Source organism: Streptomyces sp. NPDC046308, from assembly GCF_055588065.1.
This window is the reverse complement of the sequence record NZ_JBVJFB010000001.1, coordinates 1,192,200-1,210,050: the sequence shown is the minus strand read 5'-3', so window position 1 is coordinate 1,210,050 and position 17,851 is coordinate 1,192,200. Positions and strand designations below refer to the sequence as shown.

The following is a 17,851-nucleotide window of genomic DNA, read 5'->3' as shown; positions in this document are numbered from 1 at the left end:
CTTTTCCCGTCAGGCCCGGCCGTCAGGCCGGGCCTGACGTGCTCCCCACCCGTACCGGCCGGCGCAGCAGATAGGCGGCCGCGCCCGAGACGAGCACGGCCATGCAGGCGATGAAGACCAGCCCGGCGCCCTCCAGGCCGAGCGGGTCGGCCAGCAGCCCCACGCCGATCACCGGCACCGAGATGCCCGCGTACGCCACCACGAACAGCGTCGAGATCACCGCCGCGCGCCGGTCCGGCGGCGAGGCCGCGGCCACCGCGGACAGCGCCCCGCGGAACGCCAGGCCCTGCCCGGCGCCGCCGACGAGCGCGCTCGCCACCACCAGCGCCAGCAGGTCCCACACCAGCGCGCCCGCGAGCAGCGCCAGCCCGGCGAGGAGCCCGGCGCAGCCCAGCGGGAGCGAGCGCCCCACCCCGACCCGGCCGACCGCCAGCTGTCCGGCGGTCGAGGAGAAGAAGGCCAGGGCGACGACCGCCCCGCTCACGGCGCGGTTGTGCACGTCCAGGGACTCGGCGAGGAACGCCGGGCTGACGGAGGTGAACACCCCGAACAGGGCGAAGCCCACGAACGCGGCGGTCGCCGCGGGTGCGAACACCGCCCGCACCTGCGGCGGCAGGCCGGGCCGCTGCGGTCGTACGGTGCGCAGCGGCCGCAGCTCCGTCACGGTCTCCGGAAGCCCCAGCAGAACGCCGGCCGAGGCCGCCACCAGGACGAGGTGCACGGCGAAGGTGAGGTAGAGGGGCCAGGGGGCGTACTGCGAGAGCACACCGGCGAGCAGCGGACCGCAGCCCAGCCCGCCGATGTTGGCGGCCGTCGCGACGAGCGTGGCCCGCGAGGCGCCGCCGCGGGGTGCCAGCTCCATCACGTACGCCGTCGCCGCGCCGGTGAACAGCCCGGCGGACAGCCCCGACAGCAGCCGTCCCGCGTACAGCCATCCCATGCCGGTGGCGCACAGGAAACAGACGGCGCTGGCCGCCGCGAAGCCCAGGCCGGCCAGGAGCACCGGCCGCCGGCCGACGGCGTCCGAGGCGTTGCCCGCCAGCAGCAGTACGCCGATCACCCCGAAGGCGTACACGGCGTACACCACGGTCACCATCAGCTCGGAGAACCCGAACTTCTCCTGGTAGAGGCCGTAGAGGGGAGTCGGCAGGGTGGTGCCGGCCATGCACACGGCGAAGACCGCCCCGCCGAGCAGGCACTGGCGCCACGTGCGGCGATCACCGTCCATGCCGCCGACGGTAACCCGGCGGCCGCGGCCCGGCGCGCCGGGCGGGCCCCGCCCTCAGGGCCGGCCGGCGTGCAGCTCCAGGGGACCGGTGCCCGTTGCGCGGGCGGTCAGGCAGGCGGTGATCTGGCGCCGCAGGGCCGGTTTGACCAGGCCCGACAGCTCGGCGGGCGCGACGGCGCGCCACTGGAGGAGTTCGGTGTGGTCGAGGCGGATCCGGGCGAGGACGGCGGCGTCGAGGACGCCGCCGTCGTAGAGGAACCGGATGCGTGCCGGACGGCCTTGCTTGTGCGACCAGTTCACGGCGAGCAGCCGGCCCGGAGCGAGGTCGAGGCCCAGTTCCTCGTGGACCTCCCGCCGGGCGGCGGCGCGGGGCGTCTCGCCGAGGTCGCTGTCGATGCCGCCGCCGGGCAGGTTCCAGCGGTCGCTTCGGCCGTACGCGGGCTGGACCAGCAGGACCCGGCCGTCACCGGTGGTGAACACCACGCTCGCCGCGGTCACGGCCTTGGGCCGGCTGGCCCGGTGGCTGGCCGCGTCGAGGGCGCCGGAGTGTTCCAGGGCGAGGCGCCGGGCCGGGTCCAGGCCAGCCGGGGAACCCGGCTGCGGCACGCCGCCGACGAGATGGGCGAAGGAGCCGGTGTGCAGCGCGGCCAGGCCCGCGCGCAGCCGGGGCGCGACGCGGGCCGGCAGGACCTCGCAGGCCTCTTCCGGCCTGAGCCAGCGCGCCTCGGTGACCCCGCCGTCCCGGAAGGAGAGCGCCGCGGCCTCCTCCGGCGTCAGCGGCCCGACGAGGTGGACGTGGACGACCAGGGCGCGGCCGAGGGCCCCGGGCGGCCGGGAGTCGACCGCGAGCAGCCGGCCGACGGGCAGGTGGAGGTCGAGGCCCTCCCGCAGCTCGCGGGCCAGCCCGGCCTCCGGGGTCTCGGCGGCCCCGACCGTGCCGCCCGGGAGCTCCGGATCCGTCCTGCCCGAGGTGGACAGGACGAGGACCCGCCCGCGGGTGTCGAGCACGATCCCGGTGGCGGCCACGAGCGGGGCCGGCCGGGCGGCGTGGTACGCGCGCACCGCGTCGGGGGAGGGGCGGTCGGGCACGGAGGGCTCCTGGGCGTCGGGTGGTGGGCTGTCGCCGTCGGGTCATCGGGGCGTCGGGTCGTCAGGTCATCCGGGCGTCGGCAGCAGCACTATGCCGGGCTCCCGCCGACGACCCGGCGCCGACATGCGGCTCAGGCGCGGGCCAGCAGCAGGCCGCCCATGGTGACCATGGTCGCCGCGACGAACCCGTCCATGATCCGCCAGGCCGCGGGCCGGGCGAGCAGTCCGCTCAGCAGCCGGGCCCCGTACCCCAGGCTGGTGAACCAGGTCAGGCTGGCGAGGCCGGCGCCGATGCCGAAGGCCCAGCGCAGGTCGCCGCGGTCGGCGGCGAGGGAGCCGACGAGCAGGACGGTGTCGAGGTACACGTGCGGGTTGAGCCAGGTCATGGCCAGACAGGTCAGCACGGCCCCGCGGGCGGATCCGGCGGCGGCCCCCTCCGCGGTGAGGGCGGCGCCCGGGGCGGGACGCAGCACCCGGCGGGCGGCCAGGACCCCGTAGCAGACCAGGAAGGCGCCCCCGGCGAGGCCGACCGCGGTCAGGGCCGCCGGCCAGGCGGTGACGAAGGCGCCGATACCGGCGACGCCGAGGGCGATGAGGGCCGCGTCGGACAGGGCGCAGATGGCGACGACGGCGAGGACGGCGTGGCGGCGCGCGCCCTGGCGCAGGACGAAGGCGTTCTGCGCGCCGATGGCGACGATGAGGGAGAAGCCGGTGCCGAAGCCGGCGAGGGCCGCGGTGAGGATGCCGTGTGTCATGTCGTTGACGGTAGGCAGTCACCTCGGTCCAGTACAGCTAATGATTTTTACGTACCATTAGCGCTTGTGATGGACGAGCTTCCGCTGGACCAGGTACGCACGCTGCTCGCGGTGGTGGACGAGGGCACCTTCGACGCGGCGGCCGCCGCCCTGCACGTGACCCCGTCCGCGGTGAGCCAGCGCGTCAAGGCGCTGGAGCAGCGGACCGGGCGGGTCCTGCTGATGCGTACGAAGCCGGTGCGGGCGACGGAATCGGGGGAGGTGGTGGTCCGCTTCGCCCGGCAGCTGGCCCGGCTGGAGCGGGACGCGCGCTCCGAGCTGGGCATGGCCGACGGGACGGGCCCGGTGCGGCTGCCGATCGCGGTGAACGCGGATTCTCTCGCCACCTGGTTCCTGCCGGCGCTGACCCGCCTCCCGCAGGACCCGCCGATCTGCGTCGAACTGCACCGCGAGGACGAGTCGCACACGACGGCGCTGCTGCGGGAGGGGCAGGTGATGGCTGCGGTGACCTCCTCGCCGGACCCCGTGGCGGGGTGCAGCGTACGGCTGCTGGGCCTGGCGCGGTACCTGCCGACGGCCAGCCCCGGGTTCGCCGCCCGGTACCTGACCGGGGCACCGGAGCGGGACTTGCGGGAGGCGCCCACCATCGTGTTCGACCGCAAGGACGACCTCCAGGACGCCTTCGTCCGGTCGCTGACGGGGGACGCGGTGGCCGGGGCGGGATCGGTGCGGCACTACATTCCGACCTCCGAGGGGTTCCGGGACGCCGTGGTCGCGGGACTGGGATGGGGGCTGGTGCCGGAGCAGCAGGCGGGCCCGCTGGTGCGGACGGGGAAGCTGGTGCTGCTGGAGCCCCTGCGGCCGATGGACGTACCGCTGTACTGGCAGCAGTGGAAGCTCGACTCGCCGGCCCTGTCCACGGTGGCGCAGGTGATCGCGGCGGCGGCGGGGGAGGCGCTGCGCAGCCCTGCGCACCGCGGGTCGTAAGCAGACGTCATCTCTCCAGTCGCGTACGAGTGAACGCGCTCAGGCCTTGCCCTCTAAACCGGTAGTCATATCGACACCTAAGCTGTCATGATGACATCGTGAGTGTCGATGAACGCCCAGAGGGTGAGCCCTCGTTGGGGCCTCTGCTGTACGAAGTGATCCGCAGCCTGTGGCCGCTGCACCGCACGGTCGTGCGTGCCGTGGAGCGGGAGCTGATGGGTACGGGGATGACAGCCGGTCAGCATGCGGTGATGGACGAACTGCGCAGGGGCGGTCCCCGAACGGTTCCTCAGCTGGCTCGCGTGCTGGGCCTGGACCGGCAGCCGGTCCAGCGTCTGGTGAACGATGCGACAGCTCTGGGGTTGGCTGAGAGCGCCCCGAACCCGGAGCACCGCCGTTCGCGCCTGATACGGCTCACTCCGAAAGGGGAAGCCACCATCAGGGGCATACAGGAAGCCGAGGAAAGCGAACTGCGTCGCCGGCTGTCCGATCTCACCGCCGGTGACGTCACGACGGCTCTGCACGTACTCCGCCGCCTAGGCGAGGAGTTCAAGGACCTCTCACAGGACGCGGTCGCCCCGCCGCACGCCACGGATCGAGGAGACGACCCACGATGACGCATGCGCGGAAACACGCCGTCACAGCTGCCGACTTACCCGTCGAGGCGGGCGAGCTCTTTTGCGAGTGGGTCGGCGAAGGGCCCCCCGTTGTACTGCTCCACGGCGGCATGCTCGACCTGAACATGTGGGACGAGCAGTTCTCGTGGCTCGCGGGCCTGGGGTATCGCGTCATCCGCTACGACGCCCGCGGCCACGGGCGCTCGTCCACCGTGGCCGGGGACTACGCCAACCACGACGATCTACACGCTCTGCTCACCCACCTCGATGTCCCGTGCGCCACGCTCGTCGGGCTTTCCCTCGGGGCGCGGACCGCCGTCGATACGGCGATAGCCCATCCGGAGTCGGTGTCGGCACTGGTCCTCGCCTCGCCCGGGGTGAGCGGCCGGCCCTTCGTCGACCCCTACGTCGCGCACCACACCGCAGAGCAGATCGCCGCGATGGGCGAGCCCGACGGTGGAGCGCAGCGGTTCGTGGAGCACTTCCTCAGAATGTGGGTGGACGGGCCGCACCGTGAACCGTCCCAGGTCAGCCGCACATTGCGCGAGCGGATGCATGCGTCAGCGTCCGCCAACGTCGTGCGGCACGCCCGCGGGCTCGGTGCGGGGACACCGAAGGAAGTCGGCGCAGCGGACAGGCTGGCCTCCATCGGCGTGCCCACCCTGGTTCTCGACGGAGAACTCGACAGCAGTGACATCTCGTCAAACGCTCAGGCCATCGCCCAAACCGTTCCCGATGCCAGGCGCCAGCGGTTTGCCTCGGCAGCTCACATGGTCAACCTCGAGAGCAGGGCACTCTTCAACGACGCGGTCGCATCTTTCCTCGTGTCCACGACCGACCTCAACTGAGCACTCTGCCCTGCCGGGACGCGCGCAATGTCGTTTGTTGATGAACACTCAAGGGAGTACGAGTGCACCAGTTACACAGGAGCGTTCGGGGAGCCGTCGGGCTCGCCGCGGTGAGCGCGATCATGACGGCCTCGCCCGCCTCGGCGGCTTCGTCGGTGTTCGACTACCCGGTCGATCCGGCCAGTGCGCGGGACGTGTACAGGGACATACCGGGTACGGACATCACGTTCGACGCGGCGGCGGGGGAAAAGTCGTATCTGTGGTCACGGAATCTAACCACCAGCAGTCTGAACCCGCTCTCTGCGGGTGACAACGTCGGGATCACCTCCGCGATCCGCTGCCGGTATGGGGACGGCACTCAGTTCGCGGAGGGTGTGGAGGCGGGGGCGTATTGGGCGGCGAATCTGGTGCCGCCCGGTGAGAAGAGTCTGACACCGGGCCTGCGGTGGCTCTTCAGCGCACCGAGCACCGCTCGCTACACCTGCCGCCTGTCCGTGGTTGCCTACTCGACCATCATCAAGGACGGGCGGCAGGTCACCATGCGGATCCCCGCCGGCGCCGAACTCGCCCGACTGCCCACCCCGGCCGCGGCGCGGTGGACTTTGCCGGCGCAGAGCACCGTCGATGTTCCCCGCGGTTCGACGGCGACCACTCTCGGGTACACCTACACCCCTGCCGCGACGGGTGAGGACATCACCGTGGTCCAGGACGCGAACCTGACCACCTGCATCTTCGGCTCCCGGATCTGTGCCGGCGGAACGGCTGCCTACAAATACACGCAGGCCGAGACCTGGATCGAAGCGCAGCCGCAGATGCCGGACGGAGTCACCTGCGGGGGCCCGATCAAGAGCCCGGTCGCCCGGTGGAACATCACCGACGCCCGCCACCACCAGGCAGCCACCAACACCCTCAAGCTGACCAAGTCCCAGCTCGGCGGCTGCACCCAGATCCGCACCACCCTCAAGATCAATAACCTTGACGGCAACCCCGTCAAAATCCACGCCGGCCACGGCAGTGGACAGATCGCAGCCACGCACGGACTCGCCTACACCCTGTGAAATCCAACCGGGCCAAATCCTTGCCCGGCCGGGCAGGCTCCCAAATCGCACGAGAAGGAAGAACTCACCATGCACCTGAAGCGCGTAGTGAAGCTGAAGCGCAAGTTAGCATCGTTTGCACTCGCCGGCGGTCTGGCAGTGACCGGGGTGGCGGCGACGGCGCAGTCCGCGGCCGCGGCCGAATCCTGCCCTTCAGGAAAGCTGTGTCTCTACAAGAGCACCCAGTACAGGGAACTGACTTTCGCCACAAGCAGCACCGCGATCTGCTACAACCTGGACCGCTTCGGAATGGGCCCCGGCACCAACGGAATTAATTCCTATCGCAACAACCTCTCAGTGAAGGCAACTATCTACATCCGGCAGGGTACTGCTTGGTTTTATGAGGACGCGTGGGTGTGGTGGTACACCATCCACCCTGGCAGCTTCTCAAGCGATGCAGAGGGGGTGCTAAGCAAGGACTACAGATACGATCTGGTTGTCTGCACGGGCATCACAAAGCCCTGGGACAAGCCGCCGGCCGACTAGAAGTGCCGCACATGGGGCTGTCGAGCCTGCGACTCGACTCGACCTGACCGCCGTCGCTGACTCGGAGGGTCCCCGTCGGAAGGTGAGCCGTCGCCCCCGGGAACGCGTGGGCACGATGTTCGGGCTCGCGGGCACGTAACCGTCGAGCGCATGGGCTGCGGTCTCTTCGTCCTCAGAGTTCAAAAGGTAAAGGTGATCGGCCCGATTGCCGACGGCGTCGTCCGGGCCGTCGGGGGCGACAGTTCACCGGCGGTTTCACCGAGTGGAGCAAGGCGCGGGTGTCGGCCAAGCTGCACCGCCTGGTCCTTGACGAGCTCGGCGCTCGCGGTGAGCTTTCGGGGGCGAACCTGCACGACAGCCAGGCCTTCGAGCCCCTCGTCCGAGGTGTACCACCCATCCGATCCCGCCGCGGACGCCGACGACGCAAACCCGGCAAGCTCCACGCAGACAAGGGCTACGACTACGCCCACGTGCATGCCGTCTAAGCTGCCGGCCATGGAGTCCTACACGATCGGACAGGCGGCCCGGCTGCTCGGCGTCAGCGTCGACACGGCCCGTCGCTGGGCGGACGCCGACCGGTTCCCCACCCGCCGGGAGGGCACGCGGCGGATGGTGGACGGGCCGGACCTGGCCGCGTTCTGCGTCGAGGCCGCGCAGGAGGCCGGCGAGGGCGAGGACGCCCCGTACACCTCGGCGCGCAACGCCTTCCCGGGGATCGTGACCGGGGTGAAACTGGGCACGGTCGACGCGCAGGTGGAGATCCAGGCCGGGCCGCACCGCGTCGTCTCGCTGCTGACGCGCGAGGCGGTGGAGGAGCTCGGGCTGGAGGTGGGCGCGCGGGCCACGGCGCGGGTGAAGTCGACGAGCGTGTTCATCGACCGTCCCTGAGCCCTGGCGGAGGCGTCCCGGAGGCGATGGCAGACTGGCCGGTGATCCGCCGAAGGGGAGTACGTCCTTGTCCATGTTCAGCAACCTGCGCCGGGCCGTGCGCCGCAGCTACCGGCGCGCCGTCGACCTCAGCCACCCGGCCCGCTCCCCGCTCGGCAGCGCGGTGGTCAACTGCATCGTCTACCGCGACGGCGTGCGCCAGGAGGACTGCGCCGAGGTCGAGGAGGCGCTGCGCAGGGTCCGCAAGGCGGGCGACGGCTTCGTCTGGATCGGCCTGCACGAGCCGTCGCAGTCCGAGCTCGCCGGGCTCGCCGAGCTCTTCGGCCTGCACCCCCTCGCGGTCGAGGACGCCGTGAACGCGCACCAGCGCCCGAAGGTGGAGCGGTACGACGACACGCTGTTCTCCGTCTTCAAGACCGTGCGGTATGTGGAGCACGAGGAGCTGACCGCGACCAGCGAGGTGGTCGACACCGGCGAGCTGATGGCCTTCATCGGCCAGGACTTCGTCATCACCATCCGGCACGGCGGCCGCGGCACCCTCGGCCCGGTCCGCGAGGAGCTGGAGGCCTCCCCGGACCAGCTGGCCAAGGGGCCCGCGGCGGTCCTGCACGCGATGGCCGACCACGTCGTCGACGACTACGTGGCCGTGACGGACGCCGTGCAGAACGACATCGACTCCGTCGAGACGGCGGTGTTCAGCGAGAACGGCGGCCGCGGCGACGCCGGCCGGATCTACCAGCTCAAGCGCGAACTCCTGGAGCTGCGACGGGCCGTGGCTCCGCTGAGCCGTCCCCTGGACCAGCTGGCCACGATGCCGATACCGGTCATCCCACCGGAGATCCGGGCGTACTTCCGGGACGTCGCCGACCACCTGACCCGGGCCACCGAGCAGATCGGCGCCTACGACAACCTGCTCGACTCCATCCTCCAGGCGCACCTCGCGCAGGTGACCGTCGCCCAGAACGAGGACATGCGCAAGATCACGGCATGGGCGGCGATCGTGGCCGTCCCGACCATGGTCTGCGGGGTGTACGGCATGAACTTCGACCACATGCCCGAACTGCACTGGACCTACGGCTATCCGCTCGTCCTCGGCGTCATGGCGCTGGCCTGCTTCGTCATCCACCGCGGCTTCCGGCGCAACGGCTGGCTCTGACCCGGGAAACCCCTGACCGGGTGCGCGGGTTCGCCGCCCCGAAGTGCGGTACACCGAGCCGGAACTGACGGGTCGTTGGCCCACCGGCGCTGACACGGCCGGGCCCATCGCCTTGTGACGCACGGGTCTTGAGCTGTCATCAGCTCTGGTAGTAAAGTTTCCTAACGAAGTCAGGACGCCTCAACTACCCCACGGAGGCCTTGTGTTCACCCCCCACCGCAAGATGCTCGCGATCGGCGCGCTGCTCGGCAGCGCGCTGCTCGCCGTCCCCGTCACCGCCCACGCCACCGCGGCCCCCGCCCCCACGGTGGAGACCGCGGCGGCAGCGGCCGCGGGGCTCGACGATCCGGCGAAGAAGGAGATCGCCATGAAGATCGTCTCCAGCGCGGAGAACTCCTCGCTGGACTGGAAGGCGCAGTACAAGTACATAGAGGACATAGACGACGGCCGCGGCTATACGGCCGGCATCATCGGCTTCTGTTCCGGCACCGGCGACATGCTCGACCTCGTCGAGTACTACACGCAGGTCAAGCCGGGCAACGTCCTCGCCAAGTACCTCCCCGCCCTGCGCCGGGTCGACGGCACGGACTCGCACGCCGGCCTCGACCCCAACTTCACCAAGGACTGGGTGAAGGCCGCCCAGGACGCCGAGTTCAAGAAGGCCCAGGACCACGAGCGGGACCGGGTCTACTTCAACCCCGCGGTGAAGCAGGGCAAGTCCGACGGGATCGGCGTACTCGGCCAGTTCATCTACTACGACGCCATCGTCATGCACGGTGACGGCACCGACTCCACCAGCTTCCGCAACATCCGCAAGCGCGCCCTGTCCAAGGCCAAGCCCCCGTCCCAGGGCGGAAGCGAGACCGCGTACCTCAACGCCTTCCTCGACGCCCGGGTCTGGGCCATGAAGCAGGAGGAGGCGCACAGCGACACCAGCCGGGTCGACACCGCCCAGCGGGTCTTCCTCAAGAAGGGCAACCTGAACCTCGACACCCCGCTCGACTGGAAGGTCTACGGGGACTCGTTCCACATCGGCTGACGCCCGCCGCGGCCCGGGGCCGGTCCCCCTCCCGGCGACCCGGGCCGCGGTGTCGCGGTGGGGTAACGATGTGGCCAACGATCGAGGTGGCTGCCGGGGCGTCAAGTAGGCGCGCAGCAGGGACTTTCCGGACTTTCGAGTACATGAGGCCACTCCTGTGCTCTGTGGTCGCACCATCGGTGCCGGAAATCGTCCGGTCCAGCCGATTTGGCTCCGCGTCAACTGGCTTGACCGCGACGTAAGGGGGGCATAAGTTCTGCCCCGGCTTGCTCCAGCAGGACGGGCCGAACCAACCGTCCTCTGGGGGGACCCATGCACTACTACACCGACGTTCTGAAGAAGTACGCCGACTTCTCCGGCCGCGCGCGCCGCCAGGAGTTCTGGATGTTCTTCCTGTTCAACATCGCCGTCGCGATCGTCGTCGCGATCATCGACTCCGTGGTCGGCGCGAACATGGTCATCTACGGCCTGTACTTCCTGGCGATCATCGTGCCGTGCATCGCCCTCACCGTCCGCCGGCTGCACGACATCGGCAAGTCCGGTTGGTGGTACTTCATCGCCTTCGTCCCGGTGATCGGCGGCATCTGGCTCCTGGTCCTCCTCGCCAGCGAGGGCCAGCCGCAGCCGAACCAGTACGGCCCGAACCCGAAGGTCCTCGCGGCCTGACCAGGCCCGTAGGCCCGTACGCCTGAGCGCCGCCCCGGCCGGAAATGGCCGTGGGCGGCGCTCTCGCCGTTTCCGGGGCCGCCGGAGCCCGCGTGACGTGCGTCTCGCCGACTGGCGGCAGGGGGCTGTCCAGACCGGCCCGATCACGAGATATCTTGATGTCGAGCAATGTTGCAGACGAGAGACGCAGACTGTGGAGCGGAGCATCCGGTGACTGACTCGACCATCATCTACACGCACACTGACGAGGCCCCGGCCCTCGCGACGTATTCCTTCCTGCCTGTGATCCAGGCGTACGCGTCGACGGCCGGTGTGAATGTCGAGACCCGTGACATCTCCCTGGCCGGTCGGATCCTCGCCAGCTTCCCCGAGCACCTGGAGGAGAGCCAGCGGATCGCCGACGCCCTCCACGAGCTCGGTGAGCTGGCGAAGACCCCCGAGGCCAACATCATCAAGCTGCCCAACATCTCGGCGTCGATCCCGCAGCTCAAGGCCGCGGTCGCCGAGCTCCAGGGCCAGGGCTACGCCCTCCCGGACTACCCGGACGACCCGAAGACCGACGAGGAGCGCGAGATCCGCGCCCGCTACGACAAGGTCAAGGGCAGCGCCGTCAACCCGGTCCTGCGCGAGGGCAACTCCGACCGCCGCGCCCCCGCCTCGGTGAAGAACTACGCCAAGGCCCACCCGCACCGCATGGGCGCCTGGACCCCCGAGTCGAAGACGAACGTCGCCACCATGGGTGCGAACGACTTCCGCTCCACCGAGAAGTCCACCGTGATCGCCGAGGCCGGCACGCTCCGCATCGAGCACGTCGCCGCCGACGGCGCCACCACCGTGCTGCGCGACTCCGTACCGGTCCTCGCCGGCGAGGTCGTGGACGCGTCCGTCCTGCACGTCGACGCCCTGCGCACCTTCCTGAACGACCAGATCGAGCGCGCCAAGGCCGAGGGCGTGCTGTTCTCCGTGCACCTCAAGGCCACGATGATGAAGGTCTCCGACCCGATCATCTTCGGTTACGTGGTCCGCGCCTTCCTCCCGAAGACCTTCGCCCGCTACGGCGAGACCCTCGCCGCCGCCGGCCTGTCGCCCAACGACGGCCTCGGCGCCATCCTGAACGGCCTGGGCGCGCTGCCCGAGGGCGACGCGATCAAGGCGTCCATCGACGCCGAGATCGCCGAGGGCCCGGCCCTCGCGATGGTCGACTCCGACAAGGGCATCACCAACCTGCACGTGCCGTCCGACGTCATCGTCGACGCCTCCATGCCGGCCATGATCCGCACCTCCGGCCACATGTGGGGCCCGGACGGCGCCGAAGCCGACACCCTCGCCGTCCTCCCGGACAGCAGCTACGCCGGCGTCTACCAGGTCGTCGTCGACGACTGCCGCGCCAACGGCGCCTTCGACCCGGCCACGATGGGCTCGGTGCCGAACGTCGGCCTCATGGCCCAGAAGGCCGAGGAGTACGGCAGCCACGACAAGACCTTCGAGATCGCCGCCGCGGGCACCGTCCGCGTCGTCGACGCCGCGGGCAACACGGTCCTGGAGCAGGAGGTCGCCGCCGGCGACATCTTCCGCGCCTGCCAGACCAAGGACCTGCCGATCCAGGACTGGGTCAAGCTCGCCGTCACCCGAGCCCGCGCCACCGGCGTCCCGGCCGTCTTCTGGCTGGACGAGGACCGCGCGCACGACGCGCAGCTGATCGCCAAGGTCAAGACGTACCTCGCCGAGCACGACACCGAGGGTCTGACCATCAAGATCCTCTCCCCGGTCAAGGCGACCGCGTACTCCCTGGAGCGCATCCGCCGCGGCGAGGACACCATCTCGGTGACCGGCAACGTGCTGCGCGACTACCTGACCGACCTGTTCCCGATCCTGGAGCTGGGCACCAGCGCCAAGATGCTGTCGGTCGTCCCGCTGATGAACGGCGGCGGCCTCTTCGAGACGGGCGCCGGCGGCTCCGCCCCGAAGCACGTCCAGCAGCTCGTCAAGGAGAACTACCTGCGCTGGGACTCCCTCGGCGAGTTCCTCGCGCTGGCCGTCTCCTTCGAGCACCTCGCCACCACCACCGGCAACGCCCGCGCCCAGGTGCTGGCCGACACCCTGGACCGCGCGACCGGCACCTTCCTCAACGAGGACAAGTCGCCGAGCCGCAAGCTGGGCGGCATCGACAACCGCGGCAGCCACTTCTACCTCGCCCTGTACTGGGCGCAGGAGCTGGCGCGCCAGACCGACGACCCGAAGCTGGCGGCGGCCTTCGACCCGCTGGCCAAGACGCTGGCCGAGTCCGAGGAGAAGATCGTCGGCGAGCTGATCGCGGTGCAGGGCTCCCCGGCCGACATCGGCGGGTACTACCAGCCCGACCCCGCGAAGGCCGCGGCGATCATGCGTCCGTCCGCGACCTTCAACCAGGCGATCGCGACCCTGGGCTGATCCCGCCCCGTCAGTCGTACGTGTTCCGCCCCGGCCGGCCCCGCGCCCGGCCGGGGCGGACCCGTTCGCGGGCCCGCCGGGCACGCGGGGGCCCGCGTAGCGGGTCAGAGGTGGTGGATGCGTTCCTGGTCGAAGGCGAGCGGGGTGCGGCCGGCGGCCAGGATCCGCAGCCCCGGGGCCACGGACAGCAGGTTCCGCAGCCAGGCCAGGGCGTCCGGGCCGAGCTGTTCCGCGCCGTCCAGGACGAGCAGCATGTCCCGTTCGGCGAGCCACGAGGCGGCGTTCGCCGTTCCGCAGGGGAGGGCGCGCGCGCCGGGTAAGCACCCCGGCTCGGCCCTCGGCCCGGCCGTCAGCTCCGCCGTGAGTTCGCGCAGGCCGTAGCCGCCGTGGAGCGGGTCCATGGCGACGACGGCCACGCCGTCGTAGAAGTTGGACGCGAGGCGTCGCGCGATCTCCCGCACCAGCAGGCTCCGCGGCTCGCGCAGGCCTCCCGCCACGGTGAGCACCCGTCCCCGCCGGACGGCGGTGAGCAGGCGGGACATTTCGGCGGAGGTCGCCGGAAGCGTTCCGTTCGGCCGGGATGCCCTCATCGGCACGATGCCCCCCCTTGCATGCGTGACCACGTGCGGCAAGAGGGTTCGTTCGAGCCGCGTGACGACGATTATGCGCCACTTGCGCCGTAAGACCAGGGGAATGTCGCATTCCGGCGAGGGGGTCTCCAGTCCCGCAGGTCAGGCCCACGGGAGGCGGTGCGGGGCCGGCGGCAGCAGCCGGCCCCGGCCCGGCGGGTTCGGCGTCACGGCGCCCGCCGCCACGGCCGGGCGGTGCGCATGGTGGCGCTTGAGGTCCTCCTCCCGGTAGCGCCGGGTCTCCGCGTGCCAGACGGCGATCCCCGCCATCCACTGCTTCAGCTCGTCCACGTGGCGGTCGAGGGCCGCGCGGGCCGCCGCGTCCAGCCCGTGGTCCGCGTACAGGACGGGCAGTTCCTCGGCCACCACGTGCTCGAACTGCCTCATCCGCGCGGTCATGAGGTCGTTCACGACCCGCAGCGCCGTCGGGTAGTCGCAGTCGAAGAAGTTTTCCACGACGATCAGCAGGTTGTGCAGCTCGCCCTCGTACTCCGCCTCCTTCTGGTACGAGTACACGTCGTTCATGACGGCCGAGTAGTCGAAGGCCGCCGCCTGCAGCGACTGCATGGCCGAACTGCCGTAGACCTCCTCCGGAACCACGTCCATGTGCGCCATCCGCGCGAGCGAGACCGTCATCGGCGACCCGAAGGTGACCCGGCGCATCTCCAGGTAGTCCACCGGGTCGGGGACCCGGTTGGCCGCCTGGTTGTCCAACTCCCACAGCCAGCTGTCCAGCACCTGGTCCATGGCCGAGCGGAACATCTCCCGGCCGCGCCTCCCCATCGGCCCCGCCGTGCGCCGCCACAGGTCGGTCAGCCCCCGTTCCATCGCGTTGGCCGGGACCGGCGGCGCGGACAGGTCGAGCGGCATGCAGGCGCGCAGCCGCCGCGTCTGCACCCGGGCGCCGGCCAGGGCCCGGGTGGTGCCGAAGAGCAGCGGAAAGCAGTCGTCGGCGTACGTGCCCCAGCTCAGCCAGCCCGCGCTGATGTCCAGCGTCCGCGCCGAGCACGTCGGGTCGATGCCCGCCGCACACAGCGCGAAGTCGTACCCGCGGGCCTTCTCCTCCCACCAGATGCCCTCGTCCAGGATGCCCATCGCCCGGTCCCACTCGATGAGCCGCTCCCGGGCGCCCGCCAGGTGCGGGTTGAGCACGTTCCGGTACTGCAGGTAGAACTCCGGGATCACCGAAGGCCCCACCGGATGCGGGACGTTGGAGTGCCGGCGCACCCTCCGCGCGCCGCCGGTCAGCCCCAGCAGCGCCTTCACGTTGGCGCCGGTGGTGCCCGGTCCGGACGGCCCGGGCAGCCACCCGGGCAGCCCCGCGGGCGTGCGCTCCGGCCGGCTCTTCGTGTACCGGCTGGAGCGCAGGTGCCACTCGTGGCCGCCGGACTGCCAGTCCTGGAGCCCGCGTGCGTAGGTGAGGACCGCGAGGATCCCGTCCGGGCCGAGGCCCTTCTCGGCGAAGAGCACGGGCAGTTCGGTGAAGAAGGTGCTCTCGAACTGCTGGAGCCGTGAGGTGATCATGTTGTTCAGCTGGTCGGCGGCCTCCTGGGTGGTGCAGCCGAAGAACCGCTCCAGGACCAGCACGCCGTTGCTCAGTTCGCCCTCCTTCCCGATCTCCCGTTCGTACGAGAACAGGTCGTTGCGGAAGTGGACCGAGTCGGCGAAGCAGTCGCGCAGCACGCGCAGCGCCCGCTCCCCGGAGACCGACGCGGGCAGCTCCACGCCCACCGCGTGCTCGACGATCCCGGCCGACCAGGGCGCGCCGCCCACCTTGCGGCGCTGCTCGACGTACTCCATCGGGTTCGACACCCTGCCGATGTTGATGTTGTCGAGCTCCCAGAGCGACTCGTCGAGCAGATCACGGGTGCTGAGGGTGAAGCGTGCGATCCAGTCCGCCGAGTGGCCCGGGACCGTACGCCGCCACAGGTCGGCGAGGCCCGCCTCGACCGGGTTGCCCGGGTCGGGCATCGCGGCGCGCGGATCGGCGGGCGTGAACGGCGTGAGCCGCTCCAGGGCGGCCCGTCCCGCCGCCCGGTCACCGGTGCGCTTGAACCGTTCCAGGAACCAGTCGTCGAAGAAGAACACCCACACGTACCAGTCGGTGACGAGCGAGAGCATCGGGCCGTCGCACTCGGGGTGGGTGTAGGCGCACAGCAGGGCGTAGTCGTGCGCCTCCAGGTCGGCAGGGCCCCACACGCCCGAACCGTCCAGCATCCCCAGTCCCGCGGCCCACGCGCGGGTGTGCGTCCGGGCCTCCTCCAGATGGGGGTTGAGGCGGGCGGGGTGCGGGAGGTAGAACTCGGGCAGCTCGAAGGGCGGCCCCGAAGCGCCCTCCTGCGGGGCGCCCTCCTGGCGAGCGGTCATGACGAGGCCCCCTCAGTCGTCGAATCGGGAGATCTCCACGTTCTCCAGCACCCCGACGGCGTCGGGCACCAGGATCGCCGCGGAGTAGTAGGCGGTGACCAGGTAGGAGATGATCGCCTGCTCGTTGATGTTCATGAACCGCACGGACAGCCCCGGCTGGTACTCGTCGGGCAGGGCCACCGGGTGCAGCCCGATGACGCCCTCGTTGTCCTCCCCGGTGCGCAGGACGAGGATCGAGCTGGTCCGCTCCGGCGTCACCGGGATCTTGTTGCAGGGCAGCAGCGGCACCCCCCGCCAGGACGGGACCCGGTGGCCCTGGAAGTCCACGCTGTCCGGGTACAGGCCGCGCCGGCTGCACTCGCGGCCGAAGGCGGCGATCGTGCGCGGGTGGGCGAGGAAGTACTGGGACCCGCGGCGCCGGCTGAGGAGCTCGTCCATGTCGTCGGGGGTGGGCGGACCGGTACGGGCGTAGACGCGCTGCTCGTAGTCGGCGTTGTGGAGCAGCCCGAACTCCGCGTTGTTGATCAGCTCGCTCTCCTGACGCTCCCTCAACGCCTCCACCGTCAGCCGCAGTTGCTGCTCCGACTGGTTCATCGGCTTGTTGTAGAGGTCGGCGACCCTGGAGTGCACCCGCAGCACGGTCTGCGCGACGCTCAGCTCGTACTCGCGCGGGTCCAGGTCGTAGTCCACGTACGTGCCGGGCAGCATCACCTCGCCCGTGTGACCGGCGGACACGTCCACGGCGTCGCTGCCCCGGCGGCCCACCCGCTCGGCCTCCAGATAGGCCTCGGCGTGCCGGCGCAGCGCGGCGGAGCTGTTCAGCGCCGCGTCCCAGTCGCCCCGGTTGAAGGTCATCGTCACCACGTCCGTCTGCGCCCGGGCGGTGAACTCCCAGCGGGCGTCGGGCAGCGGGTGGTGGCCGAAGTGGTCGCCGTCGCTCAGCACGTCCAGGCTCGCCTCGTCCCCGTAGGCGCCGGTGCCGAGCCGTTCGATCCGCCCGTGGGCGATGAGGAAGATCTTGTCGACGGGCTCGCCGCGCCGCACGATGACGTCGCCCTTGCGGAACTCCTCCTTCACGAACCGGTCGGCGATGGCCTTGACCACCTGGTCGTCGGGGAAGTTCCGGAGCATGCCGAGCTCGCGCAGCATCGGCGGGATGACGCGCAGTTCGCTCCCGGTCTTCACGAAGGTGATGCGCCCGTCGCCGAGGGTGTAGCTCACGGTGCGGTTGACCCGGTACGTGCCGCCGCCGGTCTGCACCCACGGCAGGATCCTCAGCAGCCAGCGCGAGCTGATCCCCTGCATCTGCGGCGCGGACTTGGTCGTGGTGGCCAGATTCCGGGCGGCCTCGGTGCTCAGGCTCTGCCGGGCGGCGGCGGTCAGGTGCTCGGCGCTCGCTTCGGTGCTGGGGTCGACGGACATGGCGGGCCTTCCTCTCGGTCGGTCTTCCTGGGAGTGGCGCGGGTGCCGTGCGCGACGGTGGGGTGTCCTGCCGGTTGGTGCTCCCTCCGGGGCCGAGCGGGGGGTGGTGTACGGGAGTGACCGCGAGGGGCGGTCCCGCTCCGTGCG

The 17,851-nt window shown here is 70.8% G+C and carries 16 protein-coding genes and 1 pseudogene; 11 read left to right on the top strand and 6 right to left on the bottom strand.

Annotated elements, in window-relative coordinates; genetic code table 11:
- Positions 1-22 precede the first annotated feature (22 nt).
- From ACZ6JT_RS05330 to ACZ6JT_RS05320, 3 genes are all read right to left on the bottom strand, one after another.
- A complete protein-coding gene (locus ACZ6JT_RS05330; protein ID WP_469207369.1) occupies positions 23-1,228 on the bottom strand; it encodes an MFS transporter in 1,206 nt (401 codons plus the stop codon).
- A 54-nt stretch (positions 1,229-1,282) separates the two neighbouring features.
- Positions 1,283-2,317 carry an NUDIX domain-containing protein gene (locus ACZ6JT_RS05325; protein WP_469207367.1) on the bottom strand — a complete coding sequence of 345 codons (1,035 nt, stop codon included), beginning with the start codon at positions 2,315-2,317 and terminating at the stop codon, positions 1,283-1,285.
- A 131-nt stretch (positions 2,318-2,448) separates the two neighbouring features.
- The gene (locus ACZ6JT_RS05320; protein WP_469207365.1) at positions 2,449-3,072 is read right to left on the bottom strand and encodes a LysE/ArgO family amino acid transporter; all 624 of its coding nucleotides are present in this window, start codon (positions 3,070-3,072) and stop codon (positions 2,449-2,451) included.
- 69 nt (positions 3,073-3,141) lie between these two features.
- Between ACZ6JT_RS05320 and ACZ6JT_RS05315 the strand changes: the two genes are divergently transcribed.
- The 11 genes and pseudogenes from ACZ6JT_RS05315 to ACZ6JT_RS05265 all read left to right on the top strand — a co-directional run bounded on the left by ACZ6JT_RS05315 (position 3,142) and on the right by ACZ6JT_RS05265 (position 13,286).
- Entirely contained in the window at positions 3,142-4,059 is a 918-nt protein-coding gene (locus tag ACZ6JT_RS05315; protein ID WP_469208211.1) for a LysR family transcriptional regulator ArgP, read from the top strand.
- Positions 4,060-4,157: 98 nt separating this feature from the next.
- Entirely contained in the window at positions 4,158-4,676 is a 519-nt protein-coding gene (locus tag ACZ6JT_RS05310) for a MarR family winged helix-turn-helix transcriptional regulator (RefSeq protein ID WP_469207363.1), read from the top strand.
- Positions 4,673-5,524 carry an alpha/beta fold hydrolase gene (locus ACZ6JT_RS05305; protein ID WP_469207361.1) on the top strand — a complete coding sequence of 284 codons (852 nt, stop codon included), beginning with the start codon at positions 4,673-4,675 and terminating at the stop codon, positions 5,522-5,524. The genes ACZ6JT_RS05310 and ACZ6JT_RS05305 overlap by 4 nt, the downstream gene beginning before the upstream one ends.
- A gap of 110 nt (positions 5,525-5,634) precedes the next feature.
- Positions 5,635-6,582 carry a hypothetical protein gene (locus ACZ6JT_RS05300; RefSeq protein WP_469207359.1) on the top strand — a complete coding sequence of 316 codons (948 nt, stop codon included), beginning with the start codon at positions 5,635-5,637 and terminating at the stop codon, positions 6,580-6,582.
- Positions 6,583-6,651: 69 nt separating this feature from the next.
- On the top strand, positions 6,652-7,107 hold the full coding sequence (locus tag ACZ6JT_RS05295; protein WP_469207357.1) for a peptidase inhibitor family I36 protein: 456 nt from the start codon (positions 6,652-6,654) through the stop codon (positions 7,105-7,107).
- 332 nt (positions 7,108-7,439) lie between these two features.
- Positions 7,440-7,568 (top strand): annotated as a pseudogene (locus ACZ6JT_RS05290) (IS5/IS1182 family transposase); the annotation flags it as partial.
- A gap of 34 nt (positions 7,569-7,602) precedes the next feature.
- A complete protein-coding gene (locus ACZ6JT_RS05285) occupies positions 7,603-7,995 on the top strand; it encodes a TOBE domain-containing protein (RefSeq protein ID WP_469207354.1) in 393 nt (130 codons plus the stop codon).
- A gap of 73 nt (positions 7,996-8,068) precedes the next feature.
- Positions 8,069-9,151, top strand: a complete 1,083-nt coding sequence (gene corA / locus ACZ6JT_RS05280; RefSeq protein ID WP_469208209.1) for a magnesium/cobalt transporter CorA — start codon at positions 8,069-8,071, stop codon at positions 9,149-9,151.
- 223 nt (positions 9,152-9,374) lie between these two features.
- On the top strand, positions 9,375-10,190 hold the full coding sequence (locus ACZ6JT_RS05275; RefSeq protein WP_469208207.1) for a chitosanase: 816 nt from the start codon (positions 9,375-9,377) through the stop codon (positions 10,188-10,190).
- 312 nt (positions 10,191-10,502) lie between these two features.
- Complete coding sequence (locus tag ACZ6JT_RS05270; protein ID WP_469207352.1) at positions 10,503-10,856, top strand: DUF805 domain-containing protein; 354 nt, start codon at positions 10,503-10,505, stop codon at positions 10,854-10,856.
- 210 nt (positions 10,857-11,066) lie between these two features.
- Complete coding sequence (locus ACZ6JT_RS05265; protein WP_469207350.1) at positions 11,067-13,286, top strand: NADP-dependent isocitrate dehydrogenase; 2,220 nt, start codon at positions 11,067-11,069, stop codon at positions 13,284-13,286.
- 104 nt (positions 13,287-13,390) lie between these two features.
- Here ACZ6JT_RS05265 and ACZ6JT_RS05260 read toward each other — a convergent pair whose 3' ends face one another.
- From ACZ6JT_RS05260 to ACZ6JT_RS05250, 3 genes are all read right to left on the bottom strand, one after another.
- A complete protein-coding gene (locus ACZ6JT_RS05260) occupies positions 13,391-13,828 on the bottom strand; it encodes a hypothetical protein (protein WP_469207348.1) in 438 nt (145 codons plus the stop codon).
- Positions 13,829-14,017: 189 nt separating this feature from the next.
- Positions 14,018-16,282, bottom strand: a complete 2,265-nt coding sequence (locus ACZ6JT_RS05255) for a terpene synthase family protein (RefSeq protein WP_469207346.1) — start codon at positions 16,280-16,282, stop codon at positions 14,018-14,020.
- Positions 16,283-16,294: 12 nt separating this feature from the next.
- A complete protein-coding gene (locus ACZ6JT_RS05250; protein ID WP_469207344.1) occupies positions 16,295-17,704 on the bottom strand; it encodes a family 2B encapsulin nanocompartment shell protein in 1,410 nt (469 codons plus the stop codon).
- Positions 17,705-17,851: the final 147 nt, after the last annotated feature.